General features: G+C 44.8%; 12 protein-coding genes. 6 read left to right on the forward strand and 6 right to left on the reverse strand.

Annotation, left to right across the window (positions count from 1 at the left end):
* From dnaE to tilS, 3 genes are read left to right on the forward strand one after another with little or no spacing between them, the layout of a single operon-like run.
* Nucleotides 1-3,486: a DNA polymerase III subunit alpha gene (gene dnaE, locus ACYFDN_RS13895; protein ID WP_483511600.1), complete on the forward strand. Its 3,486-nt coding sequence runs from the start codon at nt 1-3 to the stop codon at nt 3,484-3,486.
* A 12-nt stretch (nt 3,487-3,498) separates the two neighbouring features.
* Nucleotides 3,499-4,455, forward strand: coding sequence for an acetyl-CoA carboxylase carboxyl transferase subunit alpha (accA, locus tag ACYFDN_RS13900; RefSeq protein ID WP_016401170.1), 957 nt, complete (start codon nt 3,499-3,501; stop codon nt 4,453-4,455).
* 48 nt (nt 4,456-4,503) lie between these two features.
* A complete protein-coding gene (gene tilS / locus ACYFDN_RS13905) occupies nt 4,504-5,826 on the forward strand; it encodes a tRNA lysidine(34) synthetase TilS (RefSeq protein WP_483511601.1) in 1,323 nt (440 codons plus the stop codon).
* Here tilS and ACYFDN_RS13910 read toward each other — a convergent pair.
* The 6 genes from ACYFDN_RS13910 to rcsF form a co-directional block, all read right to left on the reverse strand.
* Nucleotides 5,804-6,685, reverse strand: a complete 882-nt coding sequence (locus tag ACYFDN_RS13910) for a GGDEF domain-containing protein (protein WP_483511602.1) — start codon at nt 6,683-6,685, stop codon at nt 5,804-5,806. The two genes, tilS and ACYFDN_RS13910, sit on opposite strands and share 23 nt — an antisense overlap.
* 80 nt (nt 6,686-6,765) lie before the next feature.
* On the reverse strand, nt 6,766-7,911 hold the full coding sequence (locus ACYFDN_RS13915) for a patatin-like phospholipase family protein (protein ID WP_483511603.1): 1,146 nt from the start codon (nt 7,909-7,911) through the stop codon (nt 6,766-6,768).
* A gap of 104 nt (nt 7,912-8,015) precedes the next feature.
* A complete protein-coding gene (locus ACYFDN_RS13920; RefSeq protein ID WP_483511604.1) occupies nt 8,016-9,716 on the reverse strand; it encodes a proline--tRNA ligase in 1,701 nt (566 codons plus the stop codon).
* Between the two features lie 59 nt (nt 9,717-9,775).
* Nucleotides 9,776-10,396: an acyltransferase gene (locus ACYFDN_RS13925; RefSeq protein ID WP_483511605.1), complete on the reverse strand. Its 621-nt coding sequence runs from the start codon at nt 10,394-10,396 to the stop codon at nt 9,776-9,778.
* Nucleotides 10,386-11,105, reverse strand: coding sequence for a tRNA (N6-threonylcarbamoyladenosine(37)-N6)-methyltransferase TrmO (gene tsaA / locus ACYFDN_RS13930; RefSeq protein WP_152779227.1), 720 nt, complete (start codon nt 11,103-11,105; stop codon nt 10,386-10,388). Before tsaA ends, ACYFDN_RS13925 begins: the two co-directional genes overlap by 11 nt.
* Nucleotides 11,105-11,476: an Rcs stress response system protein RcsF gene (rcsF, locus tag ACYFDN_RS13935; protein WP_194164041.1), complete on the reverse strand. Its 372-nt coding sequence runs from the start codon at nt 11,474-11,476 to the stop codon at nt 11,105-11,107. Before rcsF ends, tsaA begins: the two co-directional genes overlap by 1 nt.
* Before the next feature lie 168 nt (nt 11,477-11,644).
* On the opposite strand from rcsF, the gene ACYFDN_RS13940 reads away from it, so the two are divergent.
* The 3 genes from ACYFDN_RS13940 to gmhB all read left to right on the forward strand — a co-directional run bounded on the left by ACYFDN_RS13940 (nt 11,645) and on the right by gmhB (nt 18,016).
* The gene (locus ACYFDN_RS13940) at nt 11,645-15,316 is read left to right on the forward strand and encodes an ATP-binding protein (RefSeq protein WP_483511607.1); all 3,672 of its coding nucleotides are present in this window, start codon (nt 11,645-11,647) and stop codon (nt 15,314-15,316) included.
* 108 nt (nt 15,317-15,424) lie between these two features.
* Nucleotides 15,425-17,425 carry a HAMP domain-containing methyl-accepting chemotaxis protein gene (locus ACYFDN_RS13945; RefSeq protein WP_483511608.1) on the forward strand — a complete coding sequence of 667 codons (2,001 nt, stop codon included), beginning with the start codon at nt 15,425-15,427 and terminating at the stop codon, nt 17,423-17,425.
* A 36-nt stretch (nt 17,426-17,461) separates the two neighbouring features.
* Nucleotides 17,462-18,016: a D-glycero-beta-D-manno-heptose 1,7-bisphosphate 7-phosphatase gene (gene gmhB, locus ACYFDN_RS13950; RefSeq protein WP_483511610.1), complete on the forward strand. Its 555-nt coding sequence runs from the start codon at nt 17,462-17,464 to the stop codon at nt 18,014-18,016.
* Nucleotides 18,017-18,198: the final 182 nt, after the last annotated feature.

The raw sequence follows: 18,198 nt of genomic DNA on the forward strand, positions 1-18,198 counted from the left end.
TTGTCAGAACCTACACCAAATCCATCTTTCATTCACCTTCGGGTCCATTCGGACTTTTCGATGGTTGATGGCTTAAAAAAAGTAAAACCCATAGTTGCAAAAGCGGCTGAATTAAACATGCCGGCCATTGCTTTAACCGATCAAACTAACCTCTGTGGTTTAGTTAAGTTTTACGGCGAAGCTCATAACCAAGGGATTAAGCCCATTGTCGGTTGTGACTTTTTTGTTCAGTCAGATGAATTGGGTGATGACCAGTTTCGATTAACCTTATTAGCTACTAATAACAAAGGTTATCAGAACATCACTATGCTCATCTCACGGGCCTATTTGCGAGGGCAGCTGCAGGGGAAGCCGGTTATAGATAAGCAATGGCTGAGTGAACATGCTGAAGGTGTGATTGTTCTCTCAGGTGGTCGCCAAGGTGATGTGGGCAAAGCTTTACTTAAAGGTAACCACGATATCGTTGAGCGAAGTCTTGCATTTTACCAACAGTATTTCCCAAATCATTACTTTTTAGAGTTAATTCGCACCGGCCGCCCCGACGAAGAAAACTACCTGCACATGGCCGTTGCGTTAGCGGGCGATAAAGGCTTGCCTGTAGTCGCTACAAACGAAGTTGTTTTTTTAGAAGAAGATCAGTTTCAACCTCATGAAGTGCGGGTTGCCATTCATGATGGTTTTGCTATCGATGATAGCCGCAGACCTAAAAAGTATAGCGCGCAACAATATCTTCGCAGCGAGCAAGAAATGCAGGAGTTGTTTGCAGATATTCCCGAAGCACTGCAAAACTCAGTAGAAATCGCCAAACGCTGTAATGTGACGGTGCGCTTAGGTGAGTACTTCTTGCCTGACTTTCCCACCGAAGGCCTGCCCATTGAAGAGTTCTTCTGTAAAGTTTCTTGGGACGGTTTAGAAGAGCGCTTAGAGTTTTTGTTTCCCGACCCTGAAGAGCGAGCAAAACGTCGTCCGGAATACGATGAACGTTTACAAATTGAACTTGATGTAATTAACCAAATGGGTTTCCCTGGTTACTTCCTCATCGTAATGGAGTTCATTCAGTGGAGTAAGGATAACAATATTCCGGTTGGACCTGGCCGGGGCTCGGGTGCTGGTTCGTTGGTAGCTTATGCGCAAAAAATTACCGATTTAGATCCGCTTGAGTTCGACTTACTATTCGAGCGATTTTTGAACCCCGAGCGGGTATCTATGCCCGATTTCGATGTCGATTTTTGCATGGATCGTCGTGATGAGGTAATCGACCACGTAGCCGAGCTATATGGTCGAGATGCGGTATCGCAGATTATCACCTTCGGTACTATGGCTGCTAAAGCAGTAGTGCGTGACGTAGGTCGGGTATTAGGTCATCCTTTTGGTTTTGTTGACCGGATCTCTAAGTTGATTCCACCCGATCCGGGAATGACCCTAGAAAAAGCCTTTGAGGCTGAACCGCGTTTGCCAGAGCTGTATAATGCTGACCAAGAAGTTCGCGAGTTAATCGATATGGCTCGTATCCTCGAAGGGGTTACGCGTAACGCAGGTAAACACGCCGGTGGCGTAGTAATTTCGCCCACCACTATTACCGACTTTGCGCCCTTATACTGTGATGCAGAGGGTAAAAACCCAGTTACCCAGTTTGATAAGAATGATGTTGAATATGCCGGCTTAGTGAAGTTTGACTTCTTAGGCTTGCGTACACTGACCATCATTCAATGGGCTTTGGATATGCTTAACCCAGTGTTAGAAGCCAAGGGTGAGCAGCCAATCGATATTGCGGCAATTTCTACCACTGACCCAAAATCATTTAGATTACTGCAAGATTGCAAAACAACCGCGGTATTCCAGTTGGAATCTCGTGGTATGAAGGATTTGATTAAGCGTCTTAAGCCCGACTGTTTTGAAGATATGATTGCACTGGTGGCCCTGTTCCGTCCCGGTCCGTTGCAATCTGGCATGGTAGATAACTTTATCGAGCGTAAACATGGTCGAGAAGCAATTTCTTACCCTGACGAGACTTGGCAACACGAAAGCCTGCAACCTATTCTAGAGCCGACCTACGGTATTATTCTTTACCAAGAACAGGTAATGCAGATTGCTCAGGTTCTAGCAGGTTACACCTTGGGGGGTGCTGACATGTTACGCCGGGCTATGGGTAAGAAAAAACCTGAGGAAATGGCCAAGCAGCGGGCGGTATTTGAAGAAGGCTCTATTAAGAATGGGGTTGATGGCGAACTGTCCATGAAGATCTTTGACTTGGTTGAAAAGTTCGCAGGCTATGGTTTTAACAAGTCTCACTCAGCTGCTTACGCCCTAGTTTCTTATCAAACCTTATGGATGAAGGCGCATTACCCTGCGTACTTTATGGCTGCGGTGATGTCGGCCGATATGGATAACACCGACAAAATTGTTACTTTGGTAGATGAATGTAACAACATGGGGCTTAAGCTTGTGCCGCCCGATGTAAACACTGGCTTGTTCAAGTTCTCGGTGAATGCCGATGAGGAAATTGTTTACGGTATTGGCGCGATTAAAGGGGTAGGTGAAGGCCCCATTGAAGCGATTTTAGAGGCCAGACAAAGTGGACCATTTATTGATTTGTTTGATTTTTGTTGTCGCTTAGACCTCAAGAAAATCAATAAAAGGGTGATAGAAAAGCTGATTATGGCTGGAGCCATGGACAAGCTGGGTCCGCATCGCGCCGCAATGATGGTAACTTTGCCAACCGCTATGCAAGCCGCTTCACAACATGCAAAAGCTTCAGCTCGGGGTCAAGAAGACTTATTCGGTATCATTGCTGAAGAAGAGGATGAACGTCCAGATTTTATCGATGAACCAGTTTGGACAGAAAAAGTCTGGTTAGAAGGGGAAAAAGAAACCCTTGGCTTATACTTAACCGGTCACCCAGTTAATCGCTACTTAAAAGAGTTTCGTCAATATACTACTGGTCGCTTGGTAGATATACGCCCCACTGGCCGAGGTACTACTTCAACGGTTGCGGGCTTAGTGTTATCTACACGGGTAATGCTGACCAAGCGGGGCTCAAAAATGGGCATCATTCAACTCGATGATCGCAGTGCCCGTTTGGATGTGATGTTCTTTAGTGAAGCATTCGATACCTACCAAGAATTATTAGAAAAAGATCGCATGTTGGTGATTCAAGGAGAGGTCAGCGTTGATGATTTCTCCGGAGGCATTAAAATGACTGCTCGTGAAGTCATGGATTTGTCGATGGCCCGTGAACGCTGGATGAAAAAACTGCGTTTGCGAATGTGTCGCGACCAGCTAGATGAACTATTTTGGCAAAGATTTTACGAAGTATTAGAGCCTTATCGAGCGGGAACCTGCCCAATAGCAATAAGTTATGAGGGCGATAATGCCAGTGGCATGTTAAGCTTAGGCACCGATTGGCGAATTACGCCGAGTGAAGATTTAATAGAGGCGTTGACCCAACTGCTGGGACAACAGCAAGTCACCCTAGAATTTAATTAAGAAAAAGATTATATGAATCCGAATTTTCTAGAGTTTGAGCAGCCGATTGCTGAGCTGCAAGCGCAAATTGAAGAGTTGTGCATTGTAAATGAAGAATCTGGCGTAGATGTAGATTTACAGGAAGAAATCTCTCGTTTGCAACAAAAGCAAAACGATTTAACCCAAAAAATATTCTCAGACTTAGGTGCTTGGCAAGTCGCCCAGCTAGCGCGTCATCCTAATCGCCCTTATGTGTTGGATTACATCGAGCACATTTTCACTGACTTTGATGAGTTAGCTGGTGATAGAGCTTACGCTAACGATGAAGCTATTGTTGGTGGTATGGCACGTCTAGATGGCAAGCCAGTAATGGTTATTGGTCAACAAAAAGGTCGCGAAACCAAAGAAAAAATCCGTCGTAACTTTGGTATGCCAAAACCAGAAGGCTACCGTAAAGCGCTGCGTTTGATGGAAATGGCAGAGCGTTTTAACATGCCAATCATTACCTTCATCGATACCCCTGGAGCATATCCAGGCGTAGGCGCTGAAGAGCGTGGACAAAGTGAGGCAATTGCTAAAAACTTGTTGGTTATGGCTGGCTTAAAGGTGCCAACTATTTGTACCGTTATTGGTGAGGGTGGCTCTGGCGGCGCCTTAGCAATTGGTGTAGGCGACCGCGTTAACATGCTTCAGTACAGCACTTACTCGGTGATCTCTCCAGAAGGTTGTGCTTCGATTTTATGGAAGAGTGCTGATAAAGCACCTGTTGCAGCCGATGCTATGGGCATTACTTCAGAGCGCCTTAAAGAATTAGATTTAATTAATGACATTGTTCCAGAGCCATTAGGTGGCGCACACCGCGATGTTGCAGCTATGGCGCTTAATCTAAAAACTAAGCTATTGAGCGATTTAGAAAGCCTATCAGCATTAGACACTGAAACCTTGTTAGAGCAGCGCTATCAGCGCTTAATGTCCTACGGATATTGCTAATAATGATCTAGGGCATTGGTATCTCCAGTGCCCTATTAAGAGGTTAATTTGTCCCTTCAATCTCGCTTTTCACACTCCCTAGTTTCACTTCCTTCAACAACTCAACGTATTGTTATTGCCCTTAGTGGCGGCTTAGATTCAAGCGTTCTACTGCACTTAGCAGCCCAGTACCATAAATCTCACCGGCACTTAGAGTTGCTAGTTGTGCACGTAAACCATGGCCTGCAAGAGCAAGCAAATAGCTGGCAACTTAGCTGTCAGCAGCAAGCTGAAGCTTTGGGTTTACCCTTTGTGGCTGAGATGGTTGATGTTGAAGTAAAAGCACGCTCTAGCTTGGAAGCGGTGGCGAGAGAAAAGCGTTATCAAGCTTTAGCTAAACATATGGATGCACATAGCTGCTTGTTAACTGGACACCATGCTGACGACCAGTTTGAGACCTTTATGCTAGCGCTAAAGCGGGGAAGTGGCTTACAAGGCTTAGCTGCTATGCCGCAAATGCGTAATTTTGTTGCTGGGTGCTTGTTAAGGCCTTTGTTATTGGTAACGCGAGCAGAGTTAGAAGGCTATGCTAAGCAACAGCAACTCTGCTGGATAGAAGACCCAAGCAACCAGTCTTTAGAGTTTGATCGTAACTTTTTGCGGCATAAGGTATTGCCAGAGCTAACAGAACGCTGGCCCCAATGGTTAGCTTCCACTCAACGTAGTGTTCAACTACTACAAGAATCAGTCGGTTTGTTGGAAGAGCTGGCTGAGTCTGATTACCAAACGCTTGAGCGTGAGCAAACGTTGTGTTGCGAAAGCTTGTTACTGCTTTCGCCAAAGCGCCAAAGAAACGTGCTCCGTTACTGGTTTAAGCTTATGAATTGGGCTTACCCAAGCCAAGCGCAATTAGCGCAGATCATCACTCAAGCCTCTGCACAACAAGATGCCAAGGTAGCCGTTACATTAGCAGAAGGGCAGTGTCGCCGCTTTCAAGCTTGTTTGTATTTGGTGAGAAAAGTTGAATTGCTTGAGTCAAACTTAGTGACTAACTGGAAGCTTGCTAGCACACCAATATTAACCTTGGATAATGGTAGTCAATTAGCTTGGCAAAATGGTGGCAAGTTATTGCCGCCTTCAAGTTCCCAACAAGTTAGCGTTAAATTTAGAACTCATCTAGAGCAAAAAGAGTTTAAAGCGTTTGGGCGCGTTGGCAGTAGAAGCATTAAGAAGCTATTGCAAGAATGCAAGTTACCGCCATGGCAGCGCAATCGCTTACCTTTTGTATTTTATGATGAGGTGTTAGTGGCAATAGCTGACATTTACATTCAGCAAGACTATGCATGCCCTCAGAACAAGGGCATTGCTCTTAACTGGTTGCCGACTTGTTAGCGTAAAGCTGTTCGTCGGCGCTTTGGATTAGGCTTTCGCTATTGCTGCCAGGTGTCCATTCGCTTACCCCAATACTTGCTGAAATATCGTATTGAGCCAGTAGTGGCGACTCTTCTAGTTTGGTGTGTAAGCGTTTAATCACTTTTTGCGCAGAGTACTCGGTGGCCGGGCGGAGTAACATGGCAAACTCATCACCACCTACTCTAAAGGCTTGATCGCCGCTTCTAATTACCGACTCGAGTGCTTTCGCAAAGCTAATCAATACTTGGTCGCCAACCGGATGGCCAAGCGAATCATTCACTTGCTTAAACTTGTTCAAGTCTAACAGCATAAGTACTAAGCCACCTTGTTGCTGGCTTTGACGAGTTTGCTGTTCGATAGACGTATGTAAAGATTCATCGAAATGAGCTCGATTACCGATACCGGTTAAGTAGTCATTACGCACCCGTTCTTGTAATCGCGCTATCTGCAGGGCATGTTTTAATGGAGCCTGCAGCAGTTGCGTTAGCTGGCGGAGTTGATGAATTTCATTACGCTGAAACGGCGTATCGCGGGTAAAGGTAACAATCGCTAAGGGTTGGCTTTTATTGTTGAGATTAAAACTACGGTAGTAGCGCTGGCCTTCAAATAGGCTAACTTCGGTTTGCAGGCTATCACTAACTAAACGCATGGCCGAAAACTCAACGTAATTCGTTGCCATAGCGGCAAAGTTTTGCAGTAACTCATCTAACTGTAAGCTTTCTTGCAAAGACTCAAGAATACTCAGCTTCTGAACAGCACTAAGTTTAGCGTCATTAGAAAAATGTGATATTTTTCTTGGGCTTACAATATTGTTCTGCGCTAATTGTAGAGAATCCATAGTTACTTTACTCTTATCTAATCTTGCTGTTTAGCGTCAAAAAACGCCACTAGTTAAGAATAAAGCAATTTGCAGGCCAGCTAATCTTCCAAAAAAGCCAAAATTTTGTCAATTTGCTGCAGAGTGTTTTGGTATCCCTCTCTTATCAAGTAGTTAGTGTAATCTTGCTCGAACATTAAAAAACTGGTGATGGCCGAAGGTTTGTCTTTTTTAATGCCTAGGGTAGCCAGCATCAGCCGTACCGAAAGTGGCAATATACTAAAGTGGTTGTGTGCGGTTTGTTCGAAATCGATATTAGGTTTGATACTTAAAGAGTGAATAGGACGCAGATCCAATTGTTTTTGCTGTTGTGGTGTTAATAACTCAATAGTTCGATTAATACGTTGTAAGCGCTCTAGATCTGAATTGAGAGTATCGGAAAACACCGAGTCGAGAAGATGACCAGCAATGGTTGCGCTATTCGGCGGAGGACAATCTATCGCGCAGTTGGGTTTGCGAGGTTGCTCTAAATGAATCGCCAATATTTTATCAGCACCTAAATGGATTGCGGGGCTAAGTGGGCAAAGCTGATGAATGGAGCCATCGCCGTAGTAATCTTGACCTACTTTCTCCGCCGGAAATATCAGAGGTATGGCTGTTGAAGCAAGTAGGTGACTGGTATGGATTTGGGTTTTTCGCCCTAGCCGCCTGGCGCGTTGCCAGTTTTGTTGATGCTGCTTGGCTTGAAAAAAAGATAAAGACTGACCGTCTTGGTAATTTGAAGCGGTAACCGATAAGGCATGCAAATAGCCAGTGGCAATGTTCTGATCGATTCGCTTGTAGTTAAGGTAATCGTTTAATAAGGCTTGTAAGGGTTGGTTGTTGAGTAAGGAAAAGCCTTGTTGCTGGCTATAGTCTGCATGCAGGCTTTTGCACACCATTGATGATAATTGCTTGGCTATGGCTAAACTGTCGGTTCTAAAAACTTGCTTACATTTAAAGTTACGCCAAATATATTCAAGTTTTTTAACCCCTAATCGAAAGCAGGACGCATAGACGCCTAGCGCGGTAGCGTTTATCGCACCCGCGGATGTACCACAAAGTATTGAAAAGGGACTGGCATGGTTTCTAGGGTATTGCTCCGCAATCGCTTTTAGAACCCCAACTTGGTAGGCCGCTCGCGCGCCGCCGCCGGTAAGAACGAGAGCGACTTTGGGTTTGTTTTCAGTGCTAGCCTTTTGATTCATAATAATATCTTAGCACAGCGTTTTATCACTGCTTGCTGGCGATATCACACTCCCAAAAACAAAAAAAGCCGGCGAAGGCCGGCTTTTTAATCAATCTACAGATTTCAGAATTGGTCGAAGATTTGCTCTACAGCCACTTCAATTTTTTCTCCACTGCGACGATTTTTGTATTCAATCACGCCTTTGTCTAGGCTGCGGTCACCAATAACGATAACGTGTGGAATGCCAATTAACTCTATGTCGGCAAACATAACACCTGGACGCTCTTTTCGGTCGTCAAACAATACATCAATACCACGTTGCTTGGCTTCTTCGTAAAGCTTGTTAGCCACTTCTTGAACGCGATGAGATTTGTGCATGTTCATCGGAACAATAGCTAGCTTGAATGGCGCAATTGCATCTGGCCAGGTAATTCCGTATTTGTCGTTGTTTTGCTCAATGGCTGCAGCAACGATACGAGATACACCCACGCCGTAACAACCCATGGTTAAGGTTTGGTTTTTACCTTGCTCATTAAGTACCGCTGCGTTCATTGATTTAGCGTAGGCATCACCAAGTTGGAAAATATGACCAACTTCGATACCACGTTTTATTGATAAATTACCTGAACCGCAAGGGCTTGGATCGCCTTCTACCACATTGCGTAGGTCAGCAACTTCGCCAAGTGTTACATCTCGCTCCCAGTTAATGCCGAAGAAGTGTTTATCATCTACGTTGGCACCGGCGCCAAAGTCACTACAGTGCGCGGCAGCGCGGTCTACAATAACTGGCATTGGTAAATTAACTGGTCCTAAAGAGCCTGGGCCTGCGTCAACTGCAGCGCGAATTTCTTCTTCACTAGCAAACTCAAGCGGTGAAGCTATCTCAGTTAAGTTTTCTGCTTTAATTTCATTGAGCTCGTGGTCGCCACGCAAAATTAATGCAATAAGTGAATGCTCAGATTCTTCACTGGCTTTCACAATCAAGGTTTTAACTGTTTGTTCAACCTTAATGTCGAACTGTTCAACTAGCTCTGCAATGGTTTTAGCATTTGGCGTAGCCACTTCTTGCATCTCTTGGCTAGGTGCTGGGCGCTCACCAGTAGGGGCTAAGGCCTCTGCTTTTTCAATGTTTGCCGCGTAGTCGCTGTTATCAGAGAATACGATTGCATCTTCGCCAGACTCGGCGAGAACGTGGAACTCATGGGATACGCTGCCACCAATGCTGCCAGTGTCGGCCAATACTGGGCGGTACTCTAAACCTAAACGCTCAAAGATACGGCAGTAAGCTGCGTACATTTCATCATAAGTGCTTTGTAAGCATTCATCAGATAAGTGGAAAGAGTAGGCGTCTTTCATTAAGAACTCGCGAGAGCGCATAACGCCAAAACGCGGGCGAACTTCATCACGGAACTTGGCTTGAATTTGGAACAAGTTAAGCGGAAGTTGCTTATAAGAGTTTACCTCTCTGCGGACTAATTCGGTAACCACTTCTTCGTGGGTAGGGCCTAGTACAAAATCGCGCGAGTGACGGTCTTTAAAGCGAAGCAGCTCTGGGCCAAACTTATCCCAGCGGCCGGTTTCTTGCCATAAATCTGAAGGTTGAACAGTAGGCATGTGGATCTCAATAGAGCCACTGGCGTTCATTTCTTCACGAACAATTTGTTCTACTTTTGAAAGAACACGCAAACCATTGGGCAGCCAAGTATATAAACCTGAGGCTAATTTTCTTACCATGCCAGCGCGCAGCATTAACTGGTGAGATACAATCTCTGCATCGCTCGGAGTTTCTTTCTGAGTTGCCAGAAGATATTTGCTAGAACGCATATCTGTCCTTTCATTTAGCTATTAAATTGCGGCGATTGTAACAGGCTAATTTAGCTCTGTCAGGCCTTGTCACGGCGGTCGCCGATGATTTTTGCAGGGTTACCGGCAACGATAGCCCATTTAGCCACATTTTTAGTGACTACCGCCCCCATTCCCACCACCGCATGGTCGTCAATCTCAATGCCGTCAACAATACAGGCGTTCGCACCAATCCACACATCTTGGCCAATTGTGACGCCTATGGATTGGCTGTTTTGCCGCCAAATATCTTGCTCTGGGTGCATGCCATGGTTGAAGGCATAAATTTTTACGCCGTTAGCAATACGGCTATTGTTGCCAATGCTTACGCCTTTTTGCCCGCCGTCGATGGAGCAACCGTGGTTTATAGCTACGTGGTCGCCAATGGTTATTGGGCCATGCAAGAAGCTTTGAGCTGCCACAAATGAGCTGTTGCCTAGCGAGATTAAACGCCCTGGCTCGGCAAATATATTGGCGTCTGGGGCAATGAAACAGTTATCACCAATTTGTACGGTTTCTAGTGCTTGCAAATGTTGTTGGATATCATTTTGCCAGGGCTTGGCCCATTGCAGGTGTTTCGCTTTTAAACGGTAATAAAGCCACGGCATCCAAGCAAGGCGCTGTTTATGTTGTTGCTGATAGTCCTGAGGTTCAAGCTGCATGGGTCACCGAAACAATTTCTACTTGTGACTCACTGGCATTAACTTCTAAGATTCGCCAGCGGATATTGAACTGATACAACGCCACACCGTATTCTCGGTCGTCAGGCTTGTTTTGTTTGTATGCGGGGCGCGGATCTTGGGCTAACACCTGCTCGAACACTAGCCGTTGAGTTTGTTCTATATTCAGCAGTTGAGCTTGTTGCAAGGCTTGTTGAGTCCAATTCACTTTTAGCTGCTGCTGTGGTGCTAGCTGTGCGTAACCAGCTTGCGCTTCTGGAATGCTGTCAGCGTAAGGTAAGTAGGGTTTTACATCATAAATAGGAGTGCCGTTAACTAAATCGCCACCTTTGAAATGCATGGCCAACTTATTTGGGCTGCGTTCAACGTGACTAAGTTCAAGTAAGGATAAACCTAAGTGATTAGGGCGAAACGATGAACGAGATGCTAATACGCCCACTTTTTTGTTACCACCTAAACGTGGTGGGCGTACCTTAGCTTTCCAGCCAGATTTAATATTTTGATGAAAGGCAAACACTAACCAAAAGTGACTAAACTGCTCCACATTGTCTAGTAAATCAGGGTCATTAAAGTCGGAGTTGAAGACTAAGCTGCTGGTTGTTGCATTAACCAAGCCGGGTTGACGTGGCACCGAAAACTTCTCTTGATAAGGGGAGTGGATAAGGCCCAAAGGAGATAGCTGGATATTCATTACTTTTCAATTCTGTAGGCTTTGCCAAAACAACTTAACATGGCAATGCATGCTGCAGGTTCTTCAATTGGGTAGCATTGTTGAATAGTGACTACATTGGCCCCAATACCAGCGGCTTGCTCGCGAAGATTATTGCGTGCATCCACTTTCTGCGGTGGTGCTTGATTGGCTTTTTCTTGGCAACTTAGCCCTTCTACAATGCCTAAGTACTCTGCTTGCAGGGGATCGATTTGTTCATCGTTCACAATTTCCACTTCGGTGGCAGGCAAATAGTTTTCAAAGTTTTCTTTATCTACGTTGGTATTAAAACTGTAGTTGCCACTACAAGCTATTAGGCTGCTGCTAAGCGCCATTATTAGAAAAACACGCATACTCTTCCCTTGAATCAAATACTTGAAGCTGGTCATTAGCTGGTAAAATTGACATGTACTTATTGATAATACTGGGTTTATTATAACATCACTTAGTTTCGCTTGTTGTTTCAAGTTAATGCTGAATAGCGAAAAAGTTTTTAGGATGTTTTACCAAGGATATAGGTAATGTCTAAACCTAACATCAGCATGTTTCGCAATTTAGATTTAGCATGGCGGCACAGCATTGGCTTGCTATTTTCGCTGGTGTTGGTGGTAGCTCTGGCCTTTTGGGGACGCCAGTCTTCAGCGTCAGTCGCTCCCTTAGTTACTGTTATGGTGGCGATGCTTAGCATTATTTTGCCGCTTTCTGTTGGCTTAATGTGCCGCAGTTTTTACCGTAAGAAGTACAGTTACACGATGTTGGTTTTTGGCGCCGCCTTTTTCTCGGTGTCGGGTTTAGAGCTTTGCTACTTTATTCTCAACTATCCCTCCTTTTTAAGTGTTCAGCCACTATCTTCGAATACTGTAGCGATATGGTCTGGGCTGATTACACGTGGCTTTTTAGCTGCTGTGTTGCTCATTTGCGGAGTGCTGCTTAGCCGGTACGAGCGCTTAGCCAACGGTGGGAAAATGAGCATCGCGGTGCTGGCTATTGGTAGCGTGATATTTTCTTTTCTAAGTGTCGCCTTTCTTTATGTAGTGTCATTACCTTTTATGCAGGTGGCTTTAGCCCATCTTCATTCAGTGTTGGAATTATTGGTTACTGCGGTATTTGCGATAGCTATCGCTTATTTTGGTTGGCGTGGTCGTTGGTTAAATTGCACCCTTGAGTGTGGCGTCTTTGCGTGTGTGTGCATTCAATTTATTTTGTACTTTTGGCCGGTGTCAGAAGACTTAGGTGTTAACAGCTTTGCAGTGTTTTCCTTGTCGTTAATTAAGCTAAGCAGTTACTTAGTGGTAGCTGTCGCTAGCTACTTGGAGCTAAGAGCGCCTGCGCCAGTTACTACCATAGAGCGGGAGCGACGCCGCGAAGACCGGCTGATTCGCTTAATGGAGCGAACTAGGGGGAAGCAGTACTCGTGGTTTAAACGCAGTAAAAGCTCCATTAGTACTTACGTTACGCTGCTCAGTGGTTGCTTGGTGGTAGCCGGGGTTACGGTAACTTACCTTATCTTTTATTTTTCTTTTGTTGCCAGTTTAGAGAGCGAGCGTGAACAGCAACTAAGTTTACGAAATGCAATTCAAGTTGAGCGCCTAGATCGAGAAATATCTCATGCTTTTGAAGAGCTCAGTCATCTAGCCGAGCAATCTTTACTTGACGGGTTTATTCAGCAGCAATTTGTAGATGAACGCTTCATCAATGTTGAACCCGATTTTTGGCATTCGCGCTTAAGTAGCGATATTCGTCAGCTACTTAAACGGGAAAAAGCTTTACTGGCCGCGCATCTTATTGTGGTTAGCCAAGGCCAACAATTTGAATATCTCTCAGTAGGAAAGCGAATTGGTCAAACGCTGCCGAAGGCATTGCTATTAGACGCAGAAAAGTTGCCAGATAGAGTGCATGCTCAAACAATTAGACAAAATAGCCAAGGTGTATGGTACTTGGCTACTAGTGTGCAACATAGCGATGGCGGTGTTGCCGCTATATGGCTTTTTGAGTATCGCCTTGATGATTTATTTAAAGTATCTCAGCAAGCGTCATCAAATCGTTCTAGTCAACATGCTGAAACTACCATTGGGCCTTTGTTAGTGTTCGACATTAATGGAGAGCGATTGTGGCGCAGTGAGCATGGCAGAGGGCAGTCTACGAGCTTTCAAGCCTCAGAATATCAACGCATCAAGCAACTAATCAATTCTCCCGTTAAAGATTTGCCAGAACAAGTGGTTAAGTTTGGCTCTTACATACTAAGTATTCAGCGCTTGCCTTATTTGCCGTCGAACGATCAAGAGTATTTGGATTTAGTGCAAATAACCGATTACGAGGAGACCATCGCAGCCTCACAAATGGCAGCTAAGCAAGCTTTGTTAGCGGCAGCTGTAGTCATCGGCTTAATGGTGCTAGTAGGTTGGTTTTTTGCTCACACTATAGTTGCGCCATTGCGCTACATTACTAATGCAACGTTGTTGTTTGGTGAGCGCAATATACAGGTGACCTTACCGGATAAGTCGAATGATGAAGTGGGCGTATTGGCCCGAGCCATAGGTCAAATGACAGCAAAAGTAGATGCCCGTACTGAACAGCTTAATGATGAGATTGCAGAACACCAGCGTAGCCAGCAGCAGTTAAGCATTGCTAGGCGAGATGCAGAAACAGCTTCGCAAGCAAAAAGCGACTTTTTGGCAATGATGAGTCACGAGATCCGTACCCCGCTGAACGGTATTTTGGGAATGACTCAGTTACTCAGCGCTTCTTCGTTGTCTGAAGAGCAAATTGAGCACGTGAATACTATTCGCCTTTCTGGCAAAGCTTTATTGGTGATTGTTAATGACGTATTGGATTTCTCTAAGGTAGAAGCCGGTAAAATGGAGCTACGCTTGGATGCTTTTAGCTTGCATTTAACCTTGCTGGAAGTCGTTAAATTATTCTCTCCTCAAGCTAAAGCCAAGCATTTGAGTTTGCATCTCGATTACCCAGAACATTTACCGAAGGTGTTCATTGGCGATCAGGGCAGGGTGCAGCAAATATTTATTAACCTCGTCAATAATGCCATTAAGTTTACCGAGGTGGGCACGGTGAATTTGAGTGTTGAATATAGTCAACAACCAGGTGCCGAGGAAACTGTGTTAGTAAGAGTGACCGACAGCGGCATTGGTATTGCAGAGGAGGCTATCAACAACTTGTTTATGCCTTTTGCTCAGGCAGACAGTTCAACAACTCGTCGTTATGGCGGCACTGGCTTAGGGCTGGCCATTTGTCAGCGCATTGTGTCCTTAATGGATGGCGATATATCCGTGACATCGGGTTTGGGGGTTGGCTCAGAGTTTAGGGTGAGCTTACCTTTGCAAAGTGTTGAAGATGATGTACTGAGCGTAAGTGTTACCGACAGTCGTGAACAGGCTGTATTAAGCAAGTTATCTGGCCACGTATTGTTGGTTGAAGACACCGTGGTTAATCAACGTGTCGCCAGCCATATGTTAGACAGCTTTGGTCTTAAAGTGATGATCGCCCGTGATGGCCATGAAGCCATAGACCTGTTTAAGCGTTGGGGCTCAAAACTTTCTCTCATTTTAATGGATTGCTTGATGCCTGACATGGATGGTTATGAAGCCACTATGGTTATTCGGGAACTTGAAAACCTCGCTCAGCGTATTCCTATTATTGCGTTAACAGCAAGCGTTAGCTTAGAAGCAAAACAGGCTTGTTTTGATGCTGGAATGGATGACTATGTGACTAAACCATTTGACCGAGTGGGTTTATATGTTTGCCTGCGTAAATGGTTGAATACAAAAAATGCCAGTGTTGAGCAAACACTGCTAACAAGTAGTGATGAGCTTTCTAACGTTCAATATCAACGGATTTCAACAACTGAGCTTACTAAGCTGCAAGAAAGTATGGGGGATGAGTTTGATGCCTTATTGCAGGAATATCAAAAGGGCGCAGAGGCGATGATTGAAGAGCTATTGCAAGCTTTAAAGGTTAAGCGTTACCAAGATGCAGTACGCTTAGCGCATGGCCTTAAATCTAGTAGTAGTTATTTCGGTGCCAGCAGTTTACAAGCTCAGTGTTTAGCGCTTGAAGAAGGCTTGAAAAAACAACCGATTTTGGATGAGCATATAGCACTTGCTGCTGGCTTATTTGAAACTCTTAGTGAAACTATGCTGGAAATTGAACAGCATATCCGCTTATATTCTAAATAGATTGGTATTTTTAGGTTTGCTGGATGTAAACCACGATGCGTTGTAGCTTTAGGCAAATAGACTAGCCTTAAACAACAGCATCGTTTTTTGTGGAAAGGAGTTCTCTTCGTGTCTATCTCGAATAAGCTGTTATCGGCTTTTGGTTTCGTTGCTATTTTGATGTTTTGTTCCGCCGTTATCGTGTTTATTCAACTAGATAAAATTGCTCAAAAAGAGCGGCAAATAGTTGAAGTTAGTGTTCCTGTAGTTGCCCAAAGTAAAGAAATTGAGCGACACCTTCAGCAATCGCTTAGTGCTCTTCGAGCCTACCTCATCCATGGCGCAGATAAACAACGCGCCGAGCATTTTCAAAGTCTATTTGAACAGTCTTGGCTCAACATTGATTTGGCCGTAGAGCAAATTCAATTGTTAAGCGATATAGCGGTTCCAGAGCAAACCTTAACTAGCTTTTTAGTCTTAAAAGAACTGCAGCAACAAATTATTAAAATTTCCAATAGCGAAGATAACCTACCTGCCCACGCTTTATTGCTGTTTGATATTGCCCCCTTAGCTGAAGAAGCGATGAACCAGGTTTCTAGCGCAGTCACCGAAGAAATTTCTCAACCCGGCTTATATAGCCCCAAAAAACGGGTACGTTTGTTAGCAGATATGAGCGAAGCGCGTAATGACCTGGCCAATGCCCTTACCAGCTTGCGTAGTTTTATTATTACTGGTGATAAATACGAACAAGAGAAATACCAAGAGTACTTTGCCAGGCATAAACAGCGAGTAGCCGATGTAGAGGCTGCCAACAACTTATTTACCGAAGAGCAAGCTCGGCTGTGGCAACAATTTGTCGAGTTAGTTGATATTTTTGTTCCCTTAGTCGATGAGATGTTTGTGATACGAGCAGCACCTGACTGGAATATTGCCAACCACCGGATGGCCAACGAAGTTATTCCCTTAGTGGCCGATATTGAACTGCAACTTAATGACTGGAATATGCAGCAGCAAAATGTGTTAGTTAGCCACCAACAGGATCTAGAGCGTCTAGGCGAGCAAGTTGTACTGGTGGTATTTGCTGGTGCTGCTATCGCCGCGTTATTAGGTGGCTTGGTGGTGCTTTGGTTAACTCGTCAAATTAAATCCAACCTGGCTCTAGTTAATCAGCGAGCAATGCAAATAGCCAACGGAAACCTTTCGCAGCCGGCGTTAAAGGTTAGCGCTAAAGACGAGGTGGGGCAGCTTACTGGCTCCATCAATGCGATGGCAGAACAGCTAAAAGGATTAATAACAGAGGTGAATCAAACTGCTGCAGATGTGAGTCAAAGCAGTGTGAAGGTCTTTGATAAGAGCTCGGGCATTGGCACCGCTCTAGATGAACAGCGTTCGAAAGTTGACTCAGCTGCTACTGCTATTGAAGAGATGTCTGTAGCAGCCAGAGAAATAGCGCAAAACACTTCTCAAGCTGCTGACCATGCAAGAGATTGCGGAGACGTCGCAAGCCAAGGCGGGCAAGTAGTGACAGATACCATTTCCATTATGCAAAAAATCGAAGGTTCTGTAAGTGATAGTAATCAGCATATCGCTAAGTTAAACCTGGCGGGTGAAGAGGTAGAAAAGATTACCGATGTTATTGCTGGTATCGCTGAACAAACCAACTTGTTAGCGCTAAATGCAGCCATTGAAGCAGCTCGTGCTGGCGAGCAAGGGCGTGGTTTTGCTGTAGTTGCTGATGAGGTGCGTAGCTTGGCTAGCCGTACTAGCCAATCCACAGAAGAGATTGCTCGAATTATCAACCAAATTCGTAGCCTAACTGAAGCGGCTAATCAGAGTATGTCAAAGAGTACCGAACTGGTTTCTAGCGGCCGCAATGTGGTTAACAAGGCAGGAGATGCGTTGCATCAAGTGATCGACACCACTCAAGGTGTTACCGAAATGGTTACCGCGATTGCAGCAGCCACCGAGGAACAATCTGCAGTGGCCTCCGATGTGGCGGCAACACTGGAAACAATCGCCCTTATCGCTCAAGATTCAGTGAGTGAAGCGCAATCTAGTGTAAATGATGCAAAGTCGCTAGAAGAAAAATCCAATCAACTCAAGCAACAAATTCAACGCTTTGTATTGTAGAATGAGCCCTTAACTGACCGAGTAAAGAAAAAACTAATGAAACAAGCCGCAGTGTTTTTAGACCGAGATGGAGTTATAAACCACGATAGGGCCTATGTATCTCAAGTGGATGACTTTGAGTTTATCGACGGCGCTATTGAGGCGATGCAAAAACTCAAAGAAGCTGGTTGGTTGCTTGTGGTTGTAACCAATCAAGCGGGAATTGCGCGTGGCTACTTTAGTGAAGAGCAGTTCTTAAGCCTAACCGAATGGATGGATTGGTCGCTTGCTGATCGCGGAGTCGACTTAGATGGTATCTACTACTGTCCTCATCATAGCGAATACGGTGATGAAAATTACCGCCAAGATTGTAACTGTCGCAAACCTAAACCAGGTATGTTGCTAGAAGCCGCAGCAGAACTAGATATTGACTTAGAAAAGTCTTGGTTAGTCGGGGATAAAGCTACAGATATCTTGGCCGCCCAAAATGCCGGAGTGCCAAAAAGGTTGTTGGTAAGCGGTCAGTACGATGTGAGCGAACAAGATAAAGCCTTAGCGACTGCTACGATTTCGTCTCTAGCTGAAGCGGCTAAATATATTCTAAAGGGCTAGATCAGTTTTCTTCTTTTTATCTTTGCTTTCTAGTAACTCTTAGGGGATAGATTTATGCAAATAAGCTATCCTTTTAAAGCTTTGTTGTTCACTATCTGAACACTTAAACGTGTTTCTGTGATTTTCTTCAAAAAACGCTTGCACCAAAATCGCGGATCCCTATAATGCACCTCCACTGACAC

It is taken from the genome of Agarivorans sp. D1326 (assembly GCF_056958115.1).

Coding starts and splice junctions, on each gene's coding strand:
- accA (WP_016401170.1), top strand. CDS start 3,499: ATGAATCCGAATTTTCTAGAGTTTGAGCAGCCGATTGCTGAGCTGCAA.
- ACYFDN_RS13925 (WP_483511605.1), bottom strand. CDS start 10,396: ATGCAGCTTGAACCTCAGGACTATCAGCAACAACATAAACAGCGCCTT.
- ACYFDN_RS13915 (WP_483511603.1), bottom strand. CDS start 7,911: ATGAATCAAAAGGCTAGCACTGAAAACAAACCCAAAGTCGCTCTCGTT.
- ACYFDN_RS13910 (WP_483511602.1), bottom strand. CDS start 6,685: ATGGATTCTCTACAATTAGCGCAGAACAATATTGTAAGCCCAAGAAAA.
- rcsF (WP_194164041.1), bottom strand. CDS start 11,476: ATGCGTGTTTTTCTAATAATGGCGCTTAGCAGCAGCCTAATAGCTTGT.
- ACYFDN_RS13940 (WP_483511607.1), top strand. CDS start 11,645: ATGTCTAAACCTAACATCAGCATGTTTCGCAATTTAGATTTAGCATGG.
- ACYFDN_RS13920 (WP_483511604.1), bottom strand. CDS start 9,716: ATGCGTTCTAGCAAATATCTTCTGGCAACTCAGAAAGAAACTCCGAGC.
- gmhB (WP_483511610.1), top strand. CDS start 17,462: ATGAAACAAGCCGCAGTGTTTTTAGACCGAGATGGAGTTATAAACCAC.
- tsaA (WP_152779227.1), bottom strand. CDS start 11,105: ATGAATATCCAGCTATCTCCTTTGGGCCTTATCCACTCCCCTTATCAA.